At 66.9% G+C, this 23,212-nt stretch carries 18 protein-coding genes, 1 tRNA gene, 9 pseudogenes and 1 riboswitch; of the genes and pseudogenes, 10 read left to right on the top strand and 18 right to left on the bottom strand.

The window, feature by feature from the left end; translation table 11 throughout:
• Positions 1 to 27: 27 nt before the first annotated feature.
• A riboswitch (Fluoride riboswitch) is annotated at positions 28 to 116 on the bottom strand.
• A 135-nt stretch (positions 117 to 251) separates the two neighbouring features.
• Both R9J51_RS18155 and R9J51_RS18160 read right to left on the bottom strand, forming a co-directional pair.
• Positions 252 to 494: a GCG_CRPN prefix-to-repeats domain-containing protein gene (locus tag R9J51_RS18155; protein ID WP_168556880.1), complete on the bottom strand. Its 243-nt coding sequence runs from the start codon at positions 492 to 494 to the stop codon at positions 252 to 254.
• 119 nt (positions 495 to 613) lie between these two features.
• The gene (locus R9J51_RS18160) at positions 614 to 1,483 is read right to left on the bottom strand and encodes a GGDEF domain-containing protein (protein ID WP_179505304.1); all 870 of its coding nucleotides are present in this window, start codon (positions 1,481 to 1,483) and stop codon (positions 614 to 616) included.
• Between the two features lie 319 nt (positions 1,484 to 1,802).
• On the opposite strand from R9J51_RS18160, the gene cobA reads away from it, so the two are divergent.
• The 9 genes and pseudogenes from cobA (at position 1,803) to R9J51_RS18205 (ending at position 7,904) form a co-directional block, all read left to right on the top strand.
• A complete protein-coding gene (cobA, locus tag R9J51_RS18165) occupies positions 1,803 to 2,570 on the top strand; it encodes a uroporphyrinogen-III C-methyltransferase (protein WP_179505305.1) in 768 nt (255 codons plus the stop codon).
• Positions 2,571 to 2,596: 26 nt separating this feature from the next.
• Positions 2,597 to 2,896, top strand: a complete 300-nt coding sequence (locus R9J51_RS18170; protein ID WP_168557013.1) for a DUF2849 domain-containing protein — start codon at positions 2,597 to 2,599, stop codon at positions 2,894 to 2,896.
• A 2-nt stretch (positions 2,897 to 2,898) separates the two neighbouring features.
• Positions 2,899 to 4,533 carry a nitrite/sulfite reductase gene (locus tag R9J51_RS18175; protein ID WP_179505306.1) on the top strand — a complete coding sequence of 545 codons (1,635 nt, stop codon included), beginning with the start codon at positions 2,899 to 2,901 and terminating at the stop codon, positions 4,531 to 4,533.
• Complete coding sequence (locus R9J51_RS18180; RefSeq protein WP_179505307.1) at positions 4,526 to 4,966, top strand: DUF934 domain-containing protein; 441 nt, start codon at positions 4,526 to 4,528, stop codon at positions 4,964 to 4,966. The genes R9J51_RS18175 and R9J51_RS18180 overlap by 8 nt, the downstream gene beginning before the upstream one ends.
• 4 nt (positions 4,967 to 4,970) lie before the next feature.
• Positions 4,971 to 5,713: pseudogene (locus R9J51_RS18185) on the top strand (phosphoadenylyl-sulfate reductase); the annotation flags it as partial.
• 172 nt (positions 5,714 to 5,885) lie between these two features.
• Positions 5,886 to 7,103 (top strand): MFS transporter, encoded by a 1,218-nt coding sequence (locus R9J51_RS18190; protein WP_432787649.1) that lies wholly within the window; start codon positions 5,886 to 5,888, stop codon positions 7,101 to 7,103.
• Complete coding sequence (locus tag R9J51_RS18195) at positions 7,043 to 7,279, top strand: hypothetical protein (protein ID WP_432787650.1); 237 nt, start codon at positions 7,043 to 7,045, stop codon at positions 7,277 to 7,279. The genes R9J51_RS18190 and R9J51_RS18195 overlap by 61 nt, the downstream gene beginning before the upstream one ends.
• A gap of 88 nt (positions 7,280 to 7,367) precedes the next feature.
• Complete coding sequence (locus R9J51_RS18200; RefSeq protein ID WP_179505308.1) at positions 7,368 to 7,574, top strand: DUF2945 domain-containing protein; 207 nt, start codon at positions 7,368 to 7,370, stop codon at positions 7,572 to 7,574.
• Positions 7,575 to 7,577: 3 nt separating this feature from the next.
• Positions 7,578 to 7,904: a hypothetical protein gene (locus R9J51_RS18205; protein ID WP_179505309.1), complete on the top strand. Its 327-nt coding sequence runs from the start codon at positions 7,578 to 7,580 to the stop codon at positions 7,902 to 7,904.
• A 257-nt stretch (positions 7,905 to 8,161) separates the two neighbouring features.
• Here R9J51_RS18205 and R9J51_RS18210 read toward each other — a convergent pair whose 3' ends face one another.
• The 6 genes and pseudogenes from R9J51_RS18210 to R9J51_RS18235 all read right to left on the bottom strand — a co-directional run bounded on the left by R9J51_RS18210 (position 8,162) and on the right by R9J51_RS18235 (position 12,170).
• The gene (locus R9J51_RS18210) at positions 8,162 to 8,491 is read right to left on the bottom strand and encodes a hypothetical protein (protein WP_432787651.1); all 330 of its coding nucleotides are present in this window, start codon (positions 8,489 to 8,491) and stop codon (positions 8,162 to 8,164) included.
• 43 nt (positions 8,492 to 8,534) lie between these two features.
• Positions 8,535 to 9,021: pseudogene (locus R9J51_RS18215) on the bottom strand (SDR family oxidoreductase).
• A gap of 81 nt (positions 9,022 to 9,102) precedes the next feature.
• Positions 9,103 to 10,231: pseudogene (gene proB / locus R9J51_RS18220) on the bottom strand (glutamate 5-kinase).
• Positions 10,232 to 10,356: 125 nt separating this feature from the next.
• Positions 10,357 to 11,409, bottom strand: a pseudogene (gene obgE, locus R9J51_RS18225) (GTPase ObgE).
• A 181-nt stretch (positions 11,410 to 11,590) separates the two neighbouring features.
• Positions 11,591 to 11,666, bottom strand: a tRNA-Ala gene (locus R9J51_RS18230).
• Between the two features lie 105 nt (positions 11,667 to 11,771).
• Positions 11,772 to 12,170 (bottom strand): hypothetical protein, encoded by a 399-nt coding sequence (locus R9J51_RS18235; protein WP_432787652.1) that lies wholly within the window; start codon positions 12,168 to 12,170, stop codon positions 11,772 to 11,774.
• A gap of 132 nt (positions 12,171 to 12,302) precedes the next feature.
• Here R9J51_RS18235 and R9J51_RS18240 point away from each other — a divergent pair, with 132 nt between their 5' ends.
• Positions 12,303 to 12,494: a hypothetical protein gene (locus R9J51_RS18240; protein WP_432787654.1), complete on the top strand. Its 192-nt coding sequence runs from the start codon at positions 12,303 to 12,305 to the stop codon at positions 12,492 to 12,494.
• A gap of 259 nt (positions 12,495 to 12,753) precedes the next feature.
• Here R9J51_RS18240 and R9J51_RS18245 read toward each other — a convergent pair.
• From R9J51_RS18245 to murB, 10 genes and pseudogenes are all read right to left on the bottom strand, one after another.
• A pseudogene (locus R9J51_RS18245) lies at positions 12,754 to 13,530 on the bottom strand (Bax inhibitor-1/YccA family protein).
• Positions 13,531 to 13,618: 88 nt separating this feature from the next.
• Complete coding sequence (locus R9J51_RS18250; RefSeq protein ID WP_432787655.1) at positions 13,619 to 14,377, bottom strand: pyrroline-5-carboxylate reductase family protein; 759 nt, start codon at positions 14,375 to 14,377, stop codon at positions 13,619 to 13,621.
• Positions 14,378 to 14,441: 64 nt separating this feature from the next.
• Positions 14,442 to 14,943 (bottom strand): annotated as a pseudogene (locus tag R9J51_RS18255) (YbjN domain-containing protein).
• Between the two features lie 289 nt (positions 14,944 to 15,232).
• Positions 15,233 to 16,702, bottom strand: coding sequence for an SPOR domain-containing protein (locus tag R9J51_RS18260; RefSeq protein WP_432788007.1), 1,470 nt, complete (start codon positions 16,700 to 16,702; stop codon positions 15,233 to 15,235).
• Positions 16,615 to 17,283 (bottom strand): tetratricopeptide repeat protein, encoded by a 669-nt coding sequence (locus R9J51_RS18265; RefSeq protein ID WP_432787656.1) that lies wholly within the window; start codon positions 17,281 to 17,283, stop codon positions 16,615 to 16,617. The genes R9J51_RS18260 and R9J51_RS18265 overlap by 88 nt, the downstream gene beginning before the upstream one ends.
• A gap of 125 nt (positions 17,284 to 17,408) precedes the next feature.
• Positions 17,409 to 18,859 (bottom strand): annotated as a pseudogene (gene ftsZ / locus R9J51_RS18270) (cell division protein FtsZ).
• Positions 18,860 to 19,063: 204 nt separating this feature from the next.
• A pseudogene (gene ftsA / locus R9J51_RS18275) lies at positions 19,064 to 20,328 on the bottom strand (cell division protein FtsA).
• Between the two features lie 21 nt (positions 20,329 to 20,349).
• A complete protein-coding gene (locus R9J51_RS18280) occupies positions 20,350 to 21,312 on the bottom strand; it encodes a cell division protein FtsQ/DivIB (protein WP_168556863.1) in 963 nt (320 codons plus the stop codon).
• A gap of 2 nt (positions 21,313 to 21,314) precedes the next feature.
• A pseudogene (locus R9J51_RS18285) lies at positions 21,315 to 22,279 on the bottom strand (D-alanine--D-alanine ligase).
• On the bottom strand, positions 22,276 to 23,163 hold the full coding sequence (murB, locus tag R9J51_RS18290) for a UDP-N-acetylmuramate dehydrogenase (RefSeq protein ID WP_432787657.1): 888 nt from the start codon (positions 23,161 to 23,163) through the stop codon (positions 22,276 to 22,278). The pseudogene R9J51_RS18285 and the gene murB overlap by 4 nt, the downstream one beginning before the upstream one ends.
• Positions 23,164 to 23,212: the final 49 nt, after the last annotated feature.

The following is a 23,212-nucleotide window of genomic DNA, read 5'->3' on the forward strand; positions in this document are numbered from 1 at the left end:
CGGCATGAACCATCATGGGGCCACTGGTTTCAGGTAGGAATCATCAGCCCTGGCGCCTTGCGGCGTGGCGGGCGGTTCGGCCAAAGGCCCGGCGGAAATCCATCGCCTTGGCCCGCGCTATGCCCAAGGCCCGCCGTTCGGTCAAGATGGTGCAGAATGCGAGGCTGCAAGGCGCGCTGTCAACGATCCGGCCAGGCTACGACGCAGCCAGGCCGTGACAGGGGCGGCCCCGCCCCTGCCCGCCCTGGCGATCAGCGATAGCGCCAGCCGCGATGCCATTCATGATAGCGCGGCCCATAGCCATGCCAGCCACGATAATAGCCATAGCCGTAGCCATAGACCGGCCGTTCGACCACGACCGTGCGCCCCATGGCATAGCAGCGGCCGTCCCAGGCGCGATACCAGCCCGCGCCACAACCATCGCGCGCCAGCGCCGGGGCCGTTGCCGCGAGGGAAGCGACCGCAACGGCCGCTGTCAGCAGGATCTTGTTCATATCAACCTCGTCTTGCCATTGATCCAGGCGTGTTTCCTGTGCCTGGTATGGGGTTGAACGCCGCAACGCCTGCTTTCCGTCGCTTCGTTTCGTCGCGGATGATACCGGATTGGGCGAACTCAGGGCCGTGGCAACGTGGCCAGTTGCTCGTCCCGCTGGGTGGCATGGCACACCACCTGGTCGCGCCCACGATCCTTGGCGCAATAGAGCGCTTCGTCGGCGCGCAGGACGGCGGCCGCCACGTCGCCATCGGTACAGGCGCTGATCCCGGCGGAAAAGGTGATGGCCCGGCCGCCAACCTGCCCGATCGGGGCCTGGCGCATGACCTGGGCAATGCGGCCCATGATCCGGCTGGCCTCTTCCTCCACGCAACCGGGCAGGAAGACCACGAATTCCTCGCCGCCCCAGCGTGCGACCAGGTCCACCCGGCGTGTCTGGCGCGACAGCAAGGCCGCCAGCGCGCCCAGGATGCGGTCGCCCTCGTCATGGCCCAGCGTGTCGTTGACCGACTTGAAGTAATCGACGTCGAGCAGCACCACGCAGCCGCGCACCCCGTCGTTGATCAGCGTGACGATCTCATCCAGGAAACCTCGCCGGTTGAGAATGCCGGTCAGCGCATCTTCCTGCGCCGCCACCACCAGCGCCTGGATCTGTGCCCCGGTGGACACGGCGGCGCGGTGCACGCCGGCATAGAGCGACTGGATTACATCCATTGCCGGCGGCAGCGCGGGGTTCTCGGCGGTGTTGAGGCTTTGCGCCAGGGCATGGATCGGATCGAGCAGCGCACCGATCCCCAGCAAGGCCATGATCGCGCCGATCACGGTGGCCAGCGTCAACAGCACGAATTCGGCCAGTTCGATGCGCCCTGTGGCAAGGCCCCAAGTGCAATAGCTGGCCAATGGCACGTGCGTGGTGACAAAGCACACCGTGAACAGCCGCAGCCGCAAGGAGCGCGGAAATATGAAAGACGTTGCGAGGTAGAAACGCATGATTGGTCCCCGGTGATCGGCCCGCCCGAGATTTATTGAACCCTGGCGCCCATGATCGGTGTGCGTAGATCAACAAATCTTTGGGGAAATTGGTTAAGTTGCGCCGGGCCAGCGGCGCGCCCAGCACCGCTGCAACCGCGCATAGCCGCCACTGCGGCGGCGCGGCGGCGCGTTAACCCATTGCCGCGAAATTGATCCTGTTCGACAAGCCGTGCTGCGGGCGCGAGCGGCCGTGGCGGGGCCGCCCTAAAGTTCGCCTAGCCCCTGCCCAATCCATTCTCGCTGGCAGGATGGCTTGGGTGGGGCCACATGCGCCACCATGACTGATCCCACACCTTGCGGAACCGTGTTCCTGGTCGGCGCCGGCCCCGGCGATCCCGATCTGCTGACCTTGCGCGCCGCGCGCCTGCTGATGAAGGCAAGGCTGGTGGTTCATGATGGCCTGGTTGAACCGGCCATCCTGGCGATGGTGCCGCGCGGTGCCCGGTTCATCTCGGTAGCCAAGCAACGCGCCCGCCACACCATGCCACAAGAGGCGATCAACGCGCTGTTGGTGGCAGAGGCGCAGGCCGGCCACGATGTGGTGCGCCTGAAAGGCGGCGATCCCTTTATCTTCGGGCGCGGCGGGGAAGAGGCGGAAGCCTGCCATGCCGCCGGCGTGCCCGTGCAGGTGGTGCCCGGCGTCAGCGCGGCACTGGGCGCGGCGGCATCGGCGCAGATCCCCCTCACCCACCGCGAAAATGCCTCGATCGTTTCATTCGTGGCCGGGCAATGCAAGGGGCTGTCGGATCAGAACTGGGCGGGCCTGGCAGGCGTTGGCCGCACCCTGGTGATCTACATGGGCGTGGCCACGGCCGCCGCCATTGCCGAAAAGCTGATGGCCGATGGCCTGGCGCCGACCATGCCGGTGGCCGTGATCGAAAATGCCTCGCGCCCGCAGATGCGCGTGGTAAGGGGCGCGCTGGCGGGCCTGGCCGATCTGGTGGCACGCGAACATATCAAGAGCCCGGCACTGATCGTCATTGGCGAAGTGACCGCGCGGGGAGATATCATGGAATTGCAGCAGGTGGTGGAGGCCGCGCGATGAGCGACAAGATCCCGGTGACGGACAAGATCAAAGTGATCACCGGCAGCGATCTGCGCACCGGCGACGTGATCTGGTGGACCGGTGAAGGCTGGTCGCGCCATGTCGACAACGCCGTGGCGGTAGATCACGATGCCGATGCCATCATCGCGCGCGAAAACGCCAAGCAGGTGGTGACCGACACCCATGTGATCGACGCCTTTGCCGGCCCGGACGGCACCGTGCGCCCGGCCCACATCAAGGATCGCATCCGCGCCCTTGGCCCCACCGTTCGCCTCGATCTTTCGCTCAAGCCTGCCGATCCGCAGGCCGGCACCTGGGTAATCTGACGATGTATCAATACGATCAACACGACCAGGCGATGGTCGATGCCCGCGTGGCCGAATTCCGTGGCCAGGTCGCGCGCCGCCTTTCGGGCGAACTGACCGAAGACCAGTTCAAGCCGCTGCGCCTCAAGAACGGGCTCTACCTGCAGCTCCACGCCTATATGCTGCGCGTGGCGGTGCCCTATGGCACGCTCAATTCCGCGCAGATGCGCGTGCTGGGCGATATCGCCGACAAGTACGACCGCGGCTATGGCCACTTCACCACGCGCCAGAACATCCAGTACAACTGGATCAAGCTTGCCGATGCGCCCGATATCCTGGCCGACCTCGCCAAGGTCCAGCTCCACGCGATCCAGACCAGCGGCAATTGCATCCGCAACACCACGTCGGATCACTTTGCCGGCGCTGCCGCCGACGAAGTGGCCGATCCGCGCCCCTATGCCGAACTGCTGCGCCAGTGGTCCACGTTCCACCCGGAATTCGATTACCTGCCGCGCAAGTTCAAGGTGGCGATCATCGCCAGCGACACCGACCGCGCGGCCATGCGCCTGCACGACATCGGCATCCAGATCGTGAAGAACGAAGCGGGCGAAATCGGCTGCAAGTTCTTTGCCGGCGGCGGCATGGGCCGCACCCCGATGATCGCGCCGTGCATTGCCGAATTCGTGCCCGCGCTGCAGATGATCAGCTTCCTCGAAGCGGCCCTGCGCGTCTACAACCGCCACGGCCGGCGCGACAACAAGTACAAGGCGCGGATCAAGATCCTCGTCCATGAAATCGGCGTGGCGGAATACAGCCGCCAGGTGCAGGAAGAATTCGCCCACATCCTCACCCAGGGCCTGGAACCGCCGCCAGAGGAACTCGAGCGCATCAAGGCGATGTTTGCCGATCCCGGCCTGGAAAGCGGCCTGCCTGACGATCTGGACCTCAGCGATCCCGATTTCGCGCTGTGGGTGGATCAGAATGTCCACGCCCACAAGCAGCCGGGCTACGCCATCGTCACCATCAGCCTCAAGCCCACCGGTGGCATTCCCGGTGACGCCAGCGCCGACCAGATCCGCCTGATGGCCGACCTGGCGCGCGACCACAGCCTCGATGAACTGCGCGTCAGCCACGCGCAGAACATCGTGCTGCCCCACGTGAAGAAGGCCGATCTCTATCGCGTCTGGCAGGTGCTTGATGCAGCGGGCCTCGCCACGCCCAACCTTGACTTGATCACCGACATTATCGCCTGCCCGGGCCTGGATTACTGCGCGCTCGCCAATGCCCGCTCGATCCCCCTGGCGCAGAAGATCACCGATCGCTTTGCCGACGTTGGCCGCCAGCGCGAACTGGGTGAGCTGAAGCTCAAGATCTCGGGCTGCATCAACGCCTGCGGGCATCACCACGCCGGCCACATCGGCATCCTCGGTGTGGACCGCAAGGGCGTTGAAAACTACCAGCTTTTGCTCGGCGGGGCGGAAAGCGCCGATACCTCGCTCGGCACCATCACCGGGCCGGGCTTTTCCGAAGATGGCGTGGTCGATGCCATCGAAAAGGTGACCGACGTCTATCTCGCCCGCCGCGATGCCGGGGAACGCTTCCTCGATACCTATCGCCGCATCGGCATGGCCCCGTTCAAGGAGGCGATCTATGGTTGAGTCCGTCCTGCGCTATCGCGATGATGAGCCGGTGGGCGATCCGGCCGTGACCGTCGATTCCTTTGCCGCGCAAGGCAATGCCACGGCCGTGCGGATCGAGCCGGGCGACGATGCCCTGGCCTTGCTGCCCTACCTCGATCGCATTGCGCTGATCGAAGTGAACTTCCCCAACTATGCCGACGGGCGTGGCTATTCGGCCGCCCGCAGCTTGCGCGAACGCGGCTATACCGGCGAATTGCGCGCCGTGGGCGATGTGCTGATCGATCAGCTTTCGCACATGCGGCGCTGTGGCTTCGATTCCTTTGCGCCGGAAAGGCCGATCAGCGCAGAGCAGGCCGAAGCCGCCTTTGCCACCTGGAGCGAAGTCTACCAGAAGACCGTCGATGGCCGCGCGCCGATCTGGGCCGCCCGCCACGGCAAGCAGGGGGCCTGAAGCCATGGCCAGCCCCGCCCGCACGCCCGACATCCTCGACACCGCCCCGCGCTTTACCGCGGATGACGTGGCCGCGCTCAACGCGCGGTTTGCGCAGGCCAGCACGCAAGAAATGCTGGCGGCGGTGCTGGGTGAAGGGCTTGCCGGCCGGGTGGCCGTCGTCTCCAGCTTCGGCGCGGAAAGTGCGGTACTGCTCCACCTGGTGGCCCAGGTCGATCCGGCCACGCCCGTGCTGTTCCTCGATACGCACAAGCATTTTCCCGAGACGCTGGCCTATCGCGATGCCCTGGTGGCGCAGCTTGGGCTGACCAATCTCGTCGTGCTCGAACCCGATGCCGCGGTGATCGCGAAAAAGGACGAAGCGGCCTGCGCTGGTCTTGGGACCCGGATGGCTGCTGCGAAATCCGCAAGGTGGTGCCGCTGGCCAAGGCCCTGACCGGGCTGGATGCCACGATCACCGGGCGCAAGGGCTTCCAGTCGTCGACCCGCGCCGGCCTGCCCCGGTTCGAACTGGACAGCAGCGATGCGGCCGGCCGCCTCAAGATCAATCCGCTCGCCAGCTGGACCAAGGACGCGCTGGAAGCCTATTTCACCGTCCATGGCCTGCCCCATCACCCGCTGGTGGCCCAGGGCTATCCGTCGATCGGCTGCGCCCCCTGCACCAGCAAGGTGGCGCCGGGCGAAGACCCGCGCTCGGGCCGTTGGAAAGGCTGGGACAAGACCGAATGCGGCATCCACGTGCCCGGCGCCAAGGACGACGACGAGAGCAAAGGTGGGGGCGAACTCCCCCCGGCTACGAACCGGTGTTTTGATCAAACCGCAATAACCGCAACGATAAACTTCATCGTTGCGCCGGGCTTGATCCCGCGCCTCGCTTTGGCCAAGGCCGGCGCAGCCCCCCGCCAGGAAAGCCCCGCCCTTGACCGAAGAGATCACCCCGCTGCGCCGCCGCCTGATCATGTGGCTGGTCACCGGCGCGCTGTTCATGGAAATTCTCGACGGCACCATCCTTACCACCGCCCTGCCGTCGATGGCACAGACCTTCCGCACCACGGCGGTGGCGCTCGATATCGGCATCTCGGCCTATCTGCTCGCGCTGGGCGTGCTGATCCCGGCGAGCAGCTGGCTGGCAGACCGCTTTGGCTCGCGCCGCGTCTTCGTCACCGCGATCGCCATCTTCACCCTGGCTTCGGCACTGTGCGGCCAGGCGCAATCGGTGCCGGAATTCGTTGCCCTGCGCGTGTTCCAGGGCGTTGGCGGCGCCATGATGACCCCGGTTGGGCGGCTGGTGGTGATGCGCCACACCCCGCGCGACCAGTTGATCGCAACGCTGTCTGCCCTCATCTGGCCCGCGCTGTTTGCCCCCGTGGTCGGCCCGCCGGTGGGCGGCTTCATCACCGAACACCTGGGCTGGCGCTGGATCTTCTATTTCAACGTGCCGCTGGGCATCGTGGCGCTGGCCGCGGCGCTGTGGCTGATCCCCGATGTGCGTGGTGAACGCCGCCGGTTCGACTGGACGGGCTTTGCCCTCACGGCCGTGGGCGTGTTTGCCTTGCAGATCGGCTTCGAACACAGCGCCCGCCGCATCGACGCGCTGGGCCTGGGCCTTGTCGCCGCCGGTCTTGCCGTGCTTGCCGTCACCATGGCCCACTTGCGGCGCAGCGCCAATCCGCTGCTCGATCTGGCCGCGCTCAGGACGCCATCGTTCCGCGCGGCGGTCAGCGGCGGCACGCTCACCCGCATGGCGATCGGCGCGGTTCCGTTCCTGCTGCCGCTGATGATGCAGGCCGGCTTCGGATTTGGCGCGGTGCACGCCGGGCTGTTCGTGGTGGCGCTGTTTGCCGGGGACATCACGATGAAAGCCATGGTGGAACGCATCCTGCGCCGTTTTGGCCACCGCCCCGTGCTGATCGTCAACGGTGTCCTGTGCGCCGCCTCGCTGGTTTCGCTTGCTGCGATCGGCCCCCACTCCCCTGCGCCGCTGGTGGCCGTGCTGCTCTATGTCAACGGCTGGGGCGCTCGCTCCAGTTCTCCACGCTCTCCACCCTCGCGTTCGCCGATGTGGATTCCGCCGCGATGGGTGACGCCAACGGCCTGTTCAACACCATCCTGCAACTGGGCGCCGCTGCTGGCGTGACTGCGGCAGCGATGAGCGTGCACGCGGGCGAAGCCCTGGCCGGCACGCTGGGCCTTGCGGGCGCCGGGGCGGATTACCGCTTCGCGTTCATCGCGATGGCGGTCCTGTCACTGGGCGGCCTGGTCAGCGCGCTACGGCTGCCGCACGAGGCTGGGCGGGCTCTGACCGCGGGGTGACAGCCGGCGCTGCCGGCGTTGCCCACAACCGCCTGGGAACGGGCTGGGTCACGTCTCGTTTTCGATTGCATAGCAAGAGGAAACGACCATGGCCGAAACGCTCCGCAAAGGCACCAAGGTAAAATGGAACAGCAGTGGCGGCACCGCGCACGGCAAGGTCGTGAAAAAGGTCACCAGCGGAACCAGGATCAAGGGCCACAAGGTTGCCGCATCGCCTGATAACCCGCAGGTAATCGTCGAAACCGACGAAGGCGCGCGCGCGGCCCACAAACCCCATGCCTTGACCAAGGAGTGAGGCATGGCGACCCAGAGCTTCACGCCCACGCACAAGATGGCGGCCAACGCCAAGCGCGGCCTCAGGCTGCGTGAAAAGTTCAACCGGGGCGGAACGGACGTGGGCGTCAAGCGCGCGCACCAGCTGGCCGAACGCCGGACCGTCAGCGAAAAAGACGTCAAGGCGATGGCAAGCTATTTCGCGCGCCATGCCGTCGACAAGAGTGGCCAAAGCCACCAGTGGGACAGCAACGATGATCCCTCCGCCGGCTTCATCGCCTGGCTGTTGTGGGGTGGCGATGAAGGCAAGCGCTGGGCAGAGGCAAAGCGGAAATCGCTGGACGAAGCCTAAGGCCTGCGTGCGGCTTGCAGGGCAACCGAAGCAGGACGTTAAACGCGCCGCCGCCCACAAAACGCAATCGCGCGCCCGCGGGACAGCGCCAGTCCGCGATCAACCCCTGCCGCGCAGCTGCGTTGGCGCTGATTGGCCAGGCAACCGTCCAGATCAGGATCGTTCCGGCCATGGCCTTGCGCGCAATGTCATGCGCGCAGGCTCGCGCGGATGGGCCGGCAATGCAAGGACGACGCAGGCAGGCGCGGCCTTGCCCCTTACAGCCAGCCCTCTTCCTTGTACCACGCTGCCGTTGCATGCAGGCCCAGCGTGGTTTCAACTTGCGGTTCCCACAGGCTGGCGGGTGGCCGCGCGCCGTCGCTCACGGTCCAATCGGGGTGGCACATATAGCCCACGCGATCGAGCGTGAGCTTGGCCTTGTCCTTGCGGGCCCAGCGATCGGCCTTGGCGGCCCATTCCAGCACGCCGCGCGGCAGGGGCAGCGGCTTGACCCGCTTGCCCACCGCCAAGCCGATGGCGCGGGCCAGGTCGGTATGGCTCCAGCCGCCGGGCACGCCATCGTCGGGCTCGAATGTCTGGCTGGTCACGTCTTCGCCACCGGGCACGAGGGCCAGCAGCAGCCGCGCCAGATCACTGACGTGAATGATCGAAGCGCGCCTTCGGGCGGCAGGGGCACCAGGCCTTGCGCGCCAGCTTGAACAGCTCGAACATCTCGGTGTCACGCGGGCCATAGATTGCCGGCGGGCGCACCACGGTCCAATCCAGGCTGGACGCGCGCACGATCATCTCGCCCTTGCGCTTGCTGGCGCCATAGGCCGAAAGCTGCGGCTCGCGCGCCGAAAGCGAGGAGACGTGGATGAACCGCTCCACCCCGCCGGCGAGCGCGGCGTTGACCACATTGAGCGTGCCCGACACGTTGCCGGCGTGAAAGCCGGCTTCGTCGGGCGCGTTCACCACCCCGGCAATATGCAGCACCACACCCGCCCCGCACCAGCCGCTTGAGCGCCGCGCTATCGTGCAGATCGCCCATCACCCATTCCACGCCATCACGCGCCGGCTGCGGGCGGCGGGTCAGCGCGCGCACGTCGATCCCGCAGCGCGAAGCCTGTTCCAGCACCGCCTGGCCAACAAAGCCGGTGGCCCGGTGATCGCCAGCAATTCGCCGGGCCTTTGGCGCAGGGCCATCATGTGCGGCCCCTCACAACAGCACCATCTGGTCCCGATGGATCAGCGCCGAGCGCGGGCATAGCCCAGGATTGCTTCATGGGCGGAAGACGGATGGCCCAGCAGGCGCGCCGCTTCGGCCGCATCGTATTCCGCCAGGCCACGCGCCAGGGTCTGCCCATCGGGGCCCAGCACGGCCACCACATCGCCACGTGCGAAATCGCCGGCAATGCCCGTGACCCCGGCAGCAAGCAGGCTCGATCCCCGCGCCAAAGCCGCCGCGGCACCCGCATCGACCGTCACCGTGCCGCGCATGCGCAGCCGCCCACCCAGCCAGGCCTTGCGCGCGGTGTGGCGGCGGCGCGGCAGGAACAGCGTGCCACGCGTGGTGCCAAACGCAGCGGCAATCGGCGAGACCGGCTGCCCGTCAATGATTGCCAGGGCCATGCCAGCCATTTCGGCAATCTCGGCGGCCTGCAATTTCGACGTCATCCCGCCCGATCCCAGGCCGGACGAGGAACCACCCGTGGCCATGGCGTGGATTTCGGGCGTCACGCCCTGCACCACGGGAATGCGCACCGCATCGGGCAGGCGAGGATCGCGATCATAGAGCCCGTCGATGTCGGACAGCAGCAGCACGCCCTGCGCGGCAGCGGCCTGGCCTACCCGCGCCGCCAGCCGATCGTTGTCGCCAAAGCGGATTTCCTGGGTCGCCACCGAATCGTTTTCGTTGATCACCGGCACTGCGCCAGCGGCCAGCCGGCCCAGCGTGGCCGTGACATTGAGATAACGGCGGCGGTCTTCCAGGTCTTCCAGCGTCAGCAGGATCTGCGCGGCGGTGATGCCGTGGCCGGCCAGCAGTTCGGCCCACAGCCCCGCCAGCGCGATCTGCCCGACAGAGGCACTGGCCTGGGCATCGGCCAGGCTGCCCCGCCCGCCCTTGGACAGGCCCAGCTTGCGCGCGCCCAGCGCGATGGCGCCCGAAGATACCACGATCACTGCTGCCCGGCGGCACGGGCGGCAGCAATCTCGGCCACCAGCGCGGTCAACCATTCGCGGCGCGGCTGCCCATCCTTGCCCACCAGCAAAGCCGAGCCGACCTTGATCACAAGGCGGGGGCAAAGGGCAGGATCGGCGAGATGGGAAAGCTGGCGAATGCGCATGATCGGCGCGGCTTAGGCCAAATGCCCGGCAGGTGAAGGGCGCTTGAAGGAATTGTGACACGGTTGGGCGCGGGCATGTGGATCAGCTTGCGCCAGGCCCCGTACCACCCCCAACCCCGATAAAATCAGATCGGGGACCAGGCTTGGCGTCGGCCGCGTCTTCCACTTCGCCCGAGGGGCGCTCGGTCGAGGTGGCGGCGGGCAGATGGTCGAGCACGGCGTCGAGCAGGTCGTCCATGCCCTTGCCCGTCGCGCCCGAAATCGGGAACACCCGCGTTGCGCCCGCTTCGATCAACTCGCGCGAGAACGCGCGCACCAGTTCGGCATCGACCAGGTCGATCTTGTTGAGCGCCACCAGGCGCGGCTTGTCTTCCAGGCCGGCGCCATAGGCTTCGAGTTCGTCTTCCACGATCTGCAACGCTTCGGCCGGATCGGTGCCGTGGATGTCGATCAGGTGGATCAACACGCGGCAGCGCTCGATATGGCCCAGGAAGCGGTCCCCGATCCCTGCCCTTCGGCTGCGCCCGCGATCAGGCCGGGAATGTCGGCCAGCACGAATTCACGCGCGCGATGACGCACCACGCCCAGCTGCGGGCGCGTGGTGGTGAACGCATAATCGCCCACCTTGGCCTTGGTGTTGGTGATCTGGTTGATGAACGTGGATTTGCCCGCGTTGGGCAGGCCAACCAGGCCGGCATCGGCCAGCAGCTTGAGCCGCAGCCACACGTACATTTCATCGCCCGGCCAGCCCGGCCCGCACTGGCGCGGGGCGCGGTTGGTGGACGATTTGAACGAGAGATTGCCGCGCCCGCCATCGCCGCCACGCAGCAGCACCACGCGCTGCCCCGGCTCGGTGAGATCGAGCAGCACGTTTTCGCGTTCGTCGTCCAGCACTTGCGTGCCCACCGGCACTTTGATCACCAGATCGTTGCCGCCGCGCCGGTGCGGTTCTTGCCCGCGCCGCCATGGCCGCGCTGGGCTTTGAAATGCTGGGTATAGCGGAAGTCGATCAGGGTGTTGAGCCCGGTCACCGCCTCGAAAACGATGTCGCCACCCTTGCCGCCATCGCCACCATCAGGGCCGCCGTATTCGACGTATTTCTCGCGGCGGAAGCTGACCGCACCGGGGCCACCCTGCCCTGAGCGGATGAAGATCTTGGCCTGGTCGAGAAAATGCATGGCGTTTAAATCCGGCAGTCCTGAAATGGCGCCGCCAGCGTGCCTTTTCAGCAAACGCCGATTGCGCCAAGGCCCGCTTTGCCCACCCGGCCCGTCGGCTGATGGCGCGTCGGAATTCAGGCTGGCTGCAGGCTGGCGAGCATGGGGACCGGAAATGGAACCGATCCGTTCAATTTCATACTGGTGGAGCCGAGGGGGATCGAACCCCTGACCTCGTCATTGCGAACGACGCGCTCTCCCAGCTGAGCTACGGCCCCGTTCCAGTATCTTCCACAGCGGGGATGCCAAGGCGTCCCTCGCTTCGGGAGCGCCGCCATTAGCGCAGAGGCATGGCGGCGCCAAGAGCAAATTTCGATCTTTTTTTAGAGCGCGCCAGTGGCCGGAGCCGGGCTGGCGCCCAGATTGGTCCCCTCGCTTGCCACCACCGGAATCACCAACCGGGTGCCGGGCTCGGCATTGCCATATTGCGCCCGCCAGATCGCCAGATCGGTGCGGTACTGATCATAGCGGCGATAGAATGCGTCGAACACGATCTCGATATTGGGCAGGCTGCGCACGGCGAACGCTTCCAGTTCTGCCGGGGGCAGCGTGGCCGCGTCACGCGCCACGGCGAGCGTCGCATCGCAGAAATCGTTCATCGTGGGCGGCAGGGCGAAGTGGTTGTAGACTGCAGTCATGTACTGTTCGCGCGGGGCGATAAACTGCGCGCCGAACTTGGCCTTGAATTCCTGGTCCACCGTCTTGTTGGCCTTGTCCAGCATCTTGGCTGGGATTTCAGGAATGTGCGATAGAGCGGCAGCAGATCGGCATGGCGCGGGCCAGCGCAATTGAGCGCGGCGACGTTATAGGCCGAACGCAGGTTCCACACCATCTGCGCCGGGGTGATGTTGCGGTTGACCGACTCGCGCAGGCCCGTGGCCGCCAACGGCGGCACGGTAAGATTGGCGCTGGCACCGTTGGGCGGCGTTGGCCGCGCCGGCACGATCACGACCTTGGGCGGCGGGGGCGGCGGCGGAGGGGGCGGTGGCGGCGCCTTGGCAGCGCAGCCGGCCAGGGCCACGCCCAGCACGGCGGTCAGCGCGTAGGCGCAGATCCGTGTCCGGCTTTGGTGCAACATGGCCATTTCCCCCTTTGATTTTCAACACTGTTTTTGGCGCTGGTGCGCAACATTCCCACCATGGCAGACCCCGGATCACGTGAACGGCGCTTGTGGTGAAGCGCCAACCTTTCTGAAAGCTGACTGAATTGGTAACCTGCTTTCCCGGAAAGGAAAATGCCCGACAACCGAAAAGGTTGCCGGGCACGTAATCTAACCTATGCCCGCCGCGGCAGGCAATGGCACGATCAGCGACGATCGCCCATCAGTTGCAAAAGCGAGGTGAACATGTTGATGAAATCGAGGTACAGCGTCAGCGCGCCCATCACCACGACCTTGTCCATCATCGCCGTGCCAGCGACATAGGCATACTGTTCCTTAAGGCGCTGCGTGTCATAGGCGGTAAGACCCGCAAAGATCAGCACGCCCAGGAAGCTGATGCCCCAGGCCAGGCCCGGCGAGGCGAGGAACAGGTTGATCACGAGGCGATGATCAGGCCGAACAGGCCCATGATCAGGAACGTGCCCATGCCCGACAGGCTCTTGCGCGTGGTATAGCCAAACAGGCTAAGCCCGCAAAGGCGCCGGCGGTGGCAAAGAACGTCGCCGCGATCGATGCGCGGTATAGACGAAGAAGATCGACGAGAGCGACAGGCCCATCGTCACGCTGAACGCCCAGAACAGCGCCTTGAGCGTGCCGGTGGAAATGCGGTTGATGCCAAAGCTCATGACCATGACGAACGCGAGCGGCGCAAGCGCGACCACCCAGCGCAGCGGGGTGCCGAACACGGCGGCGGCCATGCCGCTGGTGGCGAACACCAGCGCGACCACGCCCGAGAGCAACACGCCCGAGGCCATGTAGTTGTAAATCGAAAGCATGTAGCGACGCAGGCCGGCGTCGAACACTTCGCCGCGGCCGAATGCACCCGATAGGCTCGGAGACGCGCCGAAGCCCGTCTGCGAGGGCTGAGGGTCGTTCCAGTTTGCCATGGCTTGCACTTTCTCCATTGCGGGCAAAATGCCCATGGCTGCAATATCGGCCTTCCCCGCGCCGCTTTCAAGCGAAACCGGTGCGGACAAAATGTGACAAAGTGTATTTGCCGCGAGGGCGAAATCAGGCGGCGTCGCGGGCTTCCTGCGTCATTTCCGCGCTGCGGTCGCGCGCGGCGCGCAAGGTATCCTGCATCAGCAGCGCCAGGCGATCATCGGCGTCGAGCACGTCGAGCCCCTTTTGCGTGGTACCGCCGGGGCTTGCAACACGGCGGGCCAGTTCGCCCGGCCCGTATTCCGAAGCGGCCGCCAGGGCGGCGGCGCCATCCACCATGGCCAGAGCCAGGCGGTCTGCCTGTTCGCGCGGCAGGCCCAGCGCCGCCGCGCCTGCAGCCAGGGCATCGATCACGCGATAGATGAATGCCGGGCCCGATCCTGCCAGCGCCGTCACCAGGTCCATCTGGTCTTCGCCCGAAAGCCATTCGGCCGTGCCGAGCGGCGCCATCAGGTGCGTGACTTCGGCATTGATCAGGTCGGTGCCATCGCCCACCAGCGCGATGGGCGACTTGCCCAGTGCCGCGGCCAGGTTGGGCATGACCCGCACGACGGCGGCAGCATGCGGGAAACGCGCACGCAGCGTGGCAAGGTCAACCCCGGCCAGGATCGAAAGCACCACGGTGTTTTCCCCCACCAGCGGCGCGATCGCCGGCGCCGCTGCAGCCAGGCCCTGCGGCTTGAACCCCAGCATCACGAACCGCGGCGGCGCTTCGCCCACCGGGGCGCTGCGCAGCAGGCGCACGCCGGCCGGTGCCTGTGGCAGATGGGGATCGACCACTGTGAACGCCGCGGGCGCAATGCCGCTGGCCAGCCAGCCCGTGAGCATGGGCGCCACCCATGTTGCCGCAACCGAACTGGAGGAAGGAATACGTCATCTGCAAAAGGCTCCGTCAGGCTTCGCCCGCAGCATCGACCAGCGCGCTGGCCAGCGCATCGCCGGGCTCTTGTCACCCCAGAGGATGAACTGGAAAGCGGGGTAGAAGCGGTCGCACTCGTCCACCGCCGCCTCGATGGCGACTTGCGCCTGGTGCAGGCTGAGCAGGCCGTCGTCGCCCAGCATCAGCCCGTGGCGATAGAGCAGCACGCTGCCGTTGGACCAGATGTCGAAATGGCCGAGCCAGACCTGCTCGTTGATCAGCGCCATGACTTCGAACATCGCAGCCCTCTTGTCATCGGGCACGCGAATGTCGGGCAGCGAGAGGATCTGCAGCACATGATCCTCGGGCCGCCAGATGCAACGCAACTGGTACGTGGCCCAGGAGCCCTGCACTTCCCATGGATTTCATCGTCCGACACGAATTCGCAGGGCCAGCCCCGCGCTTCGAACAGGGAAGCGAGCATGTCCACCGGCGCGGCGTCGTCGCGGTCGCTGTCGTCGTGGCCGGTTCGCATCATCACGCCCCCTCACACGGTGCCCATGCCGGCGACAATGCCGACGCCGTTGCCGGCAGCCGTGGTTTCCATTCGATCCATCGCGGAGCGAATTGCCGCCGACAATCGACCGTTAGCCCAGGCTTGGGCAAAACTCGACAAGGCTGTGCAAAACTTGTGGACAAGCAGGTCAATCGCTCCCCTTCCTCGTTAGAGGAGCGGGTCCGGGGATGGTTGAACCCTGACGCAAGGCTTCGCACCACCCCCAACCCCTCCTTGCGAAGAGGAGGGGCGATTTCTCAACACCGTCCTACTTTGCAGAAACACCGTCCATCGCTTGCCCGGCCGGACTGTCGAACTGGAAGGCACCGACGCCCTTTGCCTTGAGCTTGGCCACAAATTCCTGCGCGGCGGCATCGCTGGGGAATGGCCCGGTGACCAGGCGATAGACCCGGTTCCACGATGTGACATAGGCCTTGCGGCCGTGCAATTCGGGAGCCTTGGCCTGAAGCCCGGCCCATTCCTTGCCCATCTTGGCGCGGTTGCCACCGGTCAGCACCTGAACCCAGGTGCGCGCCGGATTGGCGGCAAGCCGCTTGGCCTCTTCCTTGGCCTTGCGCGCTTCCTCGGCCTTCTTGGCATCGGCCAGCTTCTTTTCGGCCGCAGCCTTCTTGTCGGCAGCGGCTTTCTTGGCGTCGGCCAGCTTCTTGGCTTGGGCCGCCTGGCGCGCCTCGATCGCCGCCTTTTCGGCGGCAGCACGCTCGTTGGCGGCCTGGATCGCGGCCAGATCGACGGCAACGGTCGGCCGCTGCCGCTCTTCGGCCGGGGCGGCGAAACCGGCGAAGAGCGCGGCAAAGCCATCGGGCGAAGGCGCCGGCGGCACCGCTTGCGGCGCCGGTTGAGGCGCGGCTTGCGGAGGCAGCGTGTAGGAAGGTGTGGACGACGGCGTGGGCGCCGGCACGGGCACGGCCTGGGCCACCTGCACCGGCGTGGGATGCGGCGGCACGCCGGGCGCCGATGCGGGCACCGCTGCCGGGGCCTGCGGCACGGGCGGCAGCACGATGGCCGGCGCCGGCGTAGCAGTGGCCGGGGCGGTGGACGCGGTGGCCGGCTGGGCTGCCGGCGGCGACGCAGGACGCGGGATGACGTCCACGATCGGACCGGCATAAGCACCGGACGCGGCGGGCGGACTGGGTGGCGTGGCCTGCGCCAGTTGCGTGGGCCGCGCCACGCCCGCCGTGGCTGTGCCGGGCGTGGTGGAGGCGCTGGCCGTTGCCGTGGCGGGCGCCGGGATCACCCGCCCACGCCGATCGCGACGCACGGGCGCGGTAGCGGGCAGAGTCGCCGGCTGGGCCTGCGCCACGAGCACGGGCGCCTGGCGCGGATGGCTTTGCGCATATTGCACGATCTGCGGATCGTCGCGGCCGATATCGGCCGCGCGGGGAAAGCGGCCGAAATTGGCAGCCGCCGCCTGCTGTGCCGGGGTCAACCGGGTCAGATAGCGCAAGTATGGCGCGATGCCTGCGGCCAATTGCGGCGGCATCGAGGAATTGGCCACGGCCACGGCTTCGTCAGGCTGCCCGGCAATCGCCAGGATAAAGGTGCGCACGCGCCAGGCGGCACGATCCGACTGCGCAATCTGCGGGGCCAGCACCTTTTCGGCACTGGCGCGGTCGCCCCCGATCGCCAGGCTCAGCGCCAGGCGCCGGGTGATCTCGGCATCGGGCGCACGGGCCAGGGCCTGCTGGTAATAGCGCTGCGCCATCGCGTTATCGCCCACCAAGTCGTGCGCCAGCCTCGGTCCCCGGCCATGCCGGCCAGGTCTGCCCCGCTGCGCTCCGCCTCGTCAAAGGCGCGAATGGCGGGCAAGGGTTCGTTGTGACGCAACAGGGCCTTGCCGAGCTGGGCGTTGACCCGCCCATTGCCCGGCGCCACGTCGGCGGCGCGGCGCAGGAAACCCAGTGCGGCATCCACGTCGCCCAGCGCCATGGCAGCATTGCCGGCATCGAGCAGAGCCTCGGGATTACGCGGATCCTGGGCCAGGCGGGCCAGCGCGGCGTTGAGGCCTTGGCCATCCCCCCCCGACGGCACGGCCTGGACAACCGGGCGCGACACGGTGGGAAGCGGCTGCACCACCGGATTGGAGACCATCGGCAGCGGCGCCCCGGTGTAGGTCGGCGTGGGCGCAGGCGGCGTGGTGCTGCGGGTGACGGGCCGCGCGGTGCGGCTGCCCGGCGTATCCAGCACCGACTGCTGCGGCATCTGCGAAAGGTCTTGCGCCAGCAGCGGCAGCGGCGCCGCCATCAGCAGCACGGCCGCCAAAGCGGAAAACGGGCGAGCGGGAGAGGTTTCAAAAGTCATCTTGGCGCCGCCTTAGCGCATTGTCGCTTAAGCCAGAACAACAAGCCGCCACTCTCACGGGGGAAAGTGGCGGCATGGTGTGGCATCAAGCCAGAACGATTGCCCAGAGATTCATGAGCCGGGGATCATTGATTGTTCTGGCGGCCCAGGAAGCGCGGGATGCTGAGCGAGGACGCATCTTCGCCTTCTTCACTCTCTTCCGTGCGGGCGGCGCCGCGCGAAAGATTGGCCATCCGCTCGAACAGGGTGCTGCCCCCTGCCCCGCCACCCACGCGCGGGGTCGGGCGTTCAGCCTCACCCCCGGCACCGCCACCAAGGCCCAGACGCGGGGTTGGCGCGGTGGGCGCGGGATCGATCGTGTAGTCCTGCGCCGGATCGGCACCCAGGTCCAACGTCAGGTCGAGCGGATCGTCCGCAGCCGGTGCCGCTTCGGGCTCGGGCGTCCAGGCCGGAGCGGCCGGCGGCGGCGTGGCGGCAACGGGGGCCGGAGCCGCAGGCTGGGCCGTGGGCGTGGCAATCGCCGGACGCGGCGGCGCGGCCGCGTGAACGACGGGCCACGCGCTGCGCCGGGCAGGTTCACCGGGCGAGCAGCCTGTTCGGCCTGTTCCACGCTCTGCTCTATGCCAGTGGCGACCACCGACACGCGGATCTTGCCGTTGAGATCGGGATTGAACGCCGAACCCCAGATGATGTTGGCGTTGGGATCGACCAGTTCGCGGATGTGGTTGGCCGCTTCATCCACTTCGAGCAGCTTCATGTCGTCGCCGCCGATGATCGAAATGATCACGCCCTTGGCGCCCTGCATCGAAACGCCATCGAGCAGCGGGTTGGCAATGGCGCGTTCGGCCGCTTCGAGCGCACGGTTGGGGCCTTCTCCCTCGCCCGTGCCCATCATCGCCTTGCCCATTTCGCCCATGACCGAGCGCACGTCGGCAAAGTCGAGGTTGATCAGGCCGGGCATGATCATCAGGTCGGTGATCGAACGCACGCCCTGCTGCAGCACTTCGTCGGCAAGCTGGAACGCTTCCTTGAACGTGGTTTCGGCCTTGGCCACCAGGAACAGGTTCTGGTTGGGAATGACGATCAGCGTATCGACGTGCTTTTGCAGTTCCTCGATGCCGGTTTCGGCCGAGCGCATGCGGCGCGTGCCTTCGAACAGGAACGGCTTGCTCACCACGCCCACGGTCAGCACACCCTTGCGGCGCGCCGCCTCGGCAATCACCGGCGCAGCGCCAGTGCCGGTGCCGCCGCCCATGCCAGCCGCGATGAACACCATGTGCACGCCATCGAGCACGCGTTCGAGCTCGGGCAGGGTTTCCTCTGCCGCGGCGCGGCCCACTTCGGGGCGGGCGCCGGCGCCCAGGCCCTGCGTGATCGCCGGACCAAGCTGGATGCGGTTTTCCGCGATCGAATTGTTCAGCGCCTGCGCGTCGGTGTTGCAGACCACGAAATCGACGCCTTCGATATTGGCGCTGATCATGTTGGCAATGGCGTTGCCGCCGGCGCCACCCACCCCGATCACCGTGATACGGGGCCTAAGCTCGTCGATGGCCGGCGGTCCGATGTTGATGCTCATGTCGGTCTCCCTTTCGGGTTTGGCAGTGGGATGGGTCTGGGGCCGGAATGGCCGAAATGTGGATTTTCCAGCTTTGGCACGGAACGTTTCATCGAATCAAAGGCGATCGGCGCTTTTCCACAAGATCGATTGGCCATTTGGCCCCGAAATCGGCCAATCCGGTTGCTTCGTGCGACGAAAGCCCCGGATCGGTGGCATCAGCGTCTAAAAATACTCCTTGAGCGCGCGCGCGATCCGCCGCCCCATGCCCCACAGCGTAGTGGCGCCGGCGCCCTGGCTGGCCGCGGTCAGCTTGCGAATGTCGATCGGGTCGGACGCGGCATAGAGCACAAGACCCACCAGCGTGGACGAACTGGGCGTGGCGTGGCCCTGCGGCAGGCCCAGCATGGCCGGCGGCGCGCCGATCCGCACCGGGCGCCCCAGTGCCGATTGGGCATAGTCCGCCAGGCCCGGCAGTTGCGCACCGCCACCGGTCAAGACCACTTGCTGCCCGCGCGTGCCGGTAAAGCCATGGCCTTGAGGCAGCGGCCCAGCTCGTCGGTGAAATGGCCCAATTGCTGGGTAATGACCGAGATCAGCTCGGCGCGTGGAATGCGGTTCTTGTCGTCGGCATGACGCGCCATCGGCCCTGCCCCTTCGGGATCGCCCGGCGCGTTGACCGGGATCATCTCGCGATGGTCGGCAGGGCTGGCGATGGCCGAGCCCGACATGCACTTGAGCCGCTCGGCCTGATAGCGGCGGATGCCGAAGGCGGAGGCCACCGCGTCGGTGATGTCCCCCGATCCGAACGGCAGGACCTGCATGCCCAGCAGCATGCCACCGGCGTGGACCGAAACCGTGGTCACTTCCGCCCCGAAATCGACCAGGGCCACGCCCAAGTCGCGCTCCTCCTGGGCCAGGCAGGCAAGGCCGGCGGCCACGGGCGCGGCCACCACGCCATCGACCTTGAGGTGGGCGTTCTCCACCGTCTCGCGAATGTTGCGGATCGGTGCGCCATCGGCGAGCATGACGTGGATATCCACCGCCAGCCGATCGGCATGCAGCCCCTTGGGATTGGGCACGCCGTGCGCGCCATCGAGCGTGTAATGCGCCGGCTGGGCATGGAGCACGGTGCGCCCGTCGGGCTGGATCACGTCGCGCGCGGCCACCAGCAGGTGCGCGATATCGTCGTCCTCGATCCGCCGTCCGCCGATTTCCACTTCCACTTGCGCGGTGGAACTGGCCAGCCCCGCCCGGCACAGCCGACCAGCACTTGCGTGATCGAGGTGTTGGCCATCTTCTCGGCCCGCTCGATCGCGTCGCGCACCGAATGGGTGGCGGCGAGCATATCCACCACATAACCGCGCTTGATCCCTGCGAGGCGCGGTGGCCCGAGCAAGCACGACGAGTTCGCCCGCTTCGGACAGCCCGGCGATCATCGCGGAGGTACGGAACGAGCCAAGATTGACCGCGGCAAAGACCTTGGTGATGCGAGGGCTGCCACGGGCGGCTTATTCCTTGGTCTTGGCGGCCGCAGCGGCGGCCTTGGCCTTGGCCTTGGCAGCGACCTTGTCGCGCTGTTCCTGCGCCATTTCGTCAGAGTGACCAGGCACAAGCAGGTACGTGCGGTCCTTGGCGCGCATGTCGAAGCTGGAAACCTTGCCGCCCAGCAGGCGGTTGACCCCATCCATCCGCGCGAATTCCAGCAGCGCGGCGGCTGCTTCGTCTTCGCCTTCGGGCAGGGCAAGGACCTGGCCGGTCTTGAACGTCAGGTTCCAGCGGCGATTGCCGATCCATTCCGCTTCGGCCACCTGGGGCTTGAGCGCGGGCGCGGCATCGAGCAGGCGGTTGAGATCGGGCACGCGCGCCGCGGCACCATCGCCCGACAGCACAAACATGCCCTTGGCGCGCGCCTGGCTCACCGGCTCCAACTCGTGCCCGGTTTCATCGATCAGCATGAGCTGGTCGCCCTTGCGCAGCACGCCGTGGGGCGTGCGCTCCACCACATCGACCACCAGCGTATCGGGCAACTGGCGCGAAACGCGCGCGTCCTTGACCCACGGCAGCGTCAGCAGGGTTTCGCGCAAGGCGGCCACGTCCACCCGCGACATCGCCTGGTCGCGCTGGCCCAGCACCTTTTCATAGATGGTCTGCTCGCTCATCCGGCGCACGCCGCGCACTTCCACGCGCTTCACATCGAAGCCCGCGCCATGGGCCATGCGCGCCACTTGCGCTTCGGCCAGCGCCGGCACGCCGGCGATGTTGGCCACCGTCCACACCGTTACCGCGGCGGTGGCGAGAATGGCCGTCAACATGATCCGGTGCAGCGTTTCCTCGCTGAACGGCTGCACGCGCATGACATGGCCGATGGCAGAGCCGGTCTGCTTGCGCGCCGTCTGCACTTTGGCCTTGGCCCCGCGCTGCGCGGCCACCCGCCGCACGCCCTTGCCGCCACGCCGGATCGTTTGCGCCATGGTCAGCCGGCTCCTTGCTTCGCCTTGGCGGCGGCGGCGTCTTTCAGCGCCTCGGCCACGATCGCTTCGACAAGGTCAGGATAGTCCATCCCCATGTGCCGGGCCTGTTCGGGCACCAGGCTGAGCGGGGTCATGCCCGGCTGGGTGTTCACTTCCAGCAGGAACAGCCCTTCCACGCCGCGCTCGTCGTCCCAGCGGAAATCGGAACGGCTGGTGCCCTTGCAACCCAAGAGCTTGTGCGCGCGCAGGGCGATGTCCTTGCACGCCTGGGTGATGGCGTCAGGGATTTCCGCCGGGCAGACATGCTCGGTCAGCCCGTCGGTGTACTTGGCATCGAAATCATAAAAGCCGGTCTTGGGCTTCAATTCGGTGACCATCAGCGCCTGATCGCCCAGCACCGCCGTGGTCAGTTCCTTGCCGCGGATGAACGGTTCGGCCAGCAGTTCGGGAAATTCCTGCCACGGGCCGCGCGCCTCGGCACTGATCGGATTGCCGTAATTGCCTTCGTTGGTGACGATGGCAACGCCCACCGACGAGCCTTCGTTCACCGGCTTCAACACATAGGGGCGCGGCAGCGGATCGTGGCTGTACAGCTCTGCCGTCTTGACCACGCGCCCGCCGGGCATGGAATGCCGTGGGGCACCAGGGCCTGCTTGGTCAGTTCCTTGTCGATGGCGATGACCGAAGTGGCCAGGCCCGAATGGGTGTAGGTCAGGCCCATCAGGTCCATCATGCCCTGCACCGTGCCATCTTCGCCAGGCGTGCCGTGCAGCGCGTTGAACACCACATCGGGCGCCGCGTCGGCCAGGCGCAGCGCCACATCGCGGCCCATGTCGATCCGCGTCACCTTGTGGCCGCGCTGCTCAAGCGCGCTGGCCACGCCTTCGCCGCTGGTCAGCGATACCGGCCGCTCGCTCGACCAGCCGCCCATCAGCACCGCCACATGAAGCCGGGGCAGATCTGTCATGGCCGCCCTACCCGCTTGATTTCCCACTGCAACTCCACGCCTTGTGACTGTTTCACGCGGGCACGCACTTCCTCGCCCAGCGCCTCGATCTCGGTGCTGGTGGCATGCCCGGTGTTGATCAGGAAATTGGTGTGCTTCTCGCTCACTTGCGCGCCACCGATCGTAAGGCCGCGGCAGCCGGCTGCATCGACCAGCGCCCAGGCGCGGTGCCCCTCGGGGTTCTTGAACGTCGATCCGCCGGTCTTGCTGCGCAGCGGCTGGCTGGCCTCGCGCGCAGCGGAAATGCGGTCCATCTCCGCCTGGATCGCCGCCGGCTCGCCCGGTTCGCCCCGGAAGCGCGCGGCAACCACGATGGCGCCATCGGCCAGGTCGGAATGGCGATAGGCATAGCCCAGCTCGGGCAAGTCCATCCGCACCCGTTCGCCCGAGCGCAGCACTACGTCGCAATCGACGAGAATGTCCTTCACCTCGCGGCCATAGGCGCCCCCGTTCATGCGCACGAAGCCGCCGACCGTGCCGGGGATCGAACGCAGGAATTCAAGCCCCGCAATCCCGGCGTCGCGCGCGGTGGACGAAACCAGAATGCCCGAGGCCCCGCCCCCGCAATCGAGCGTGACAGCATCGAGCGCGGTCACTTTGGCAAAGGGCTTGCCCAGCCGCACCACCACGCCCGGCACCCCGCCATCGCGCACGATGAGGTTGGAACCAAGACCCAGCGCCATGACCGGCACTTCTGGCGCGAGCGCAGCGAGGAAGCCTTGCAGGTCCGCCGCGTCCTTGGGTTCGTAGAGCCAATCGGCATTGCCGCCGGACTTGAACCAGACCAGCGGGGCGAGCGGGGCGTTCGGGGTGAGCTTACCTTTGAGGTTGCTTGTGGTTTCCACCACCCCCCGGCCCCCTCCTCTGAAGAGGAGGGGGGGATTGGCATTGTGC

The organism is Novosphingobium rhizosphaerae, assembly GCF_050920675.1.
GTDB lineage: Bacteria > Pseudomonadota > Alphaproteobacteria > Sphingomonadales > Sphingomonadaceae > Novosphingobium > Novosphingobium rhizosphaerae.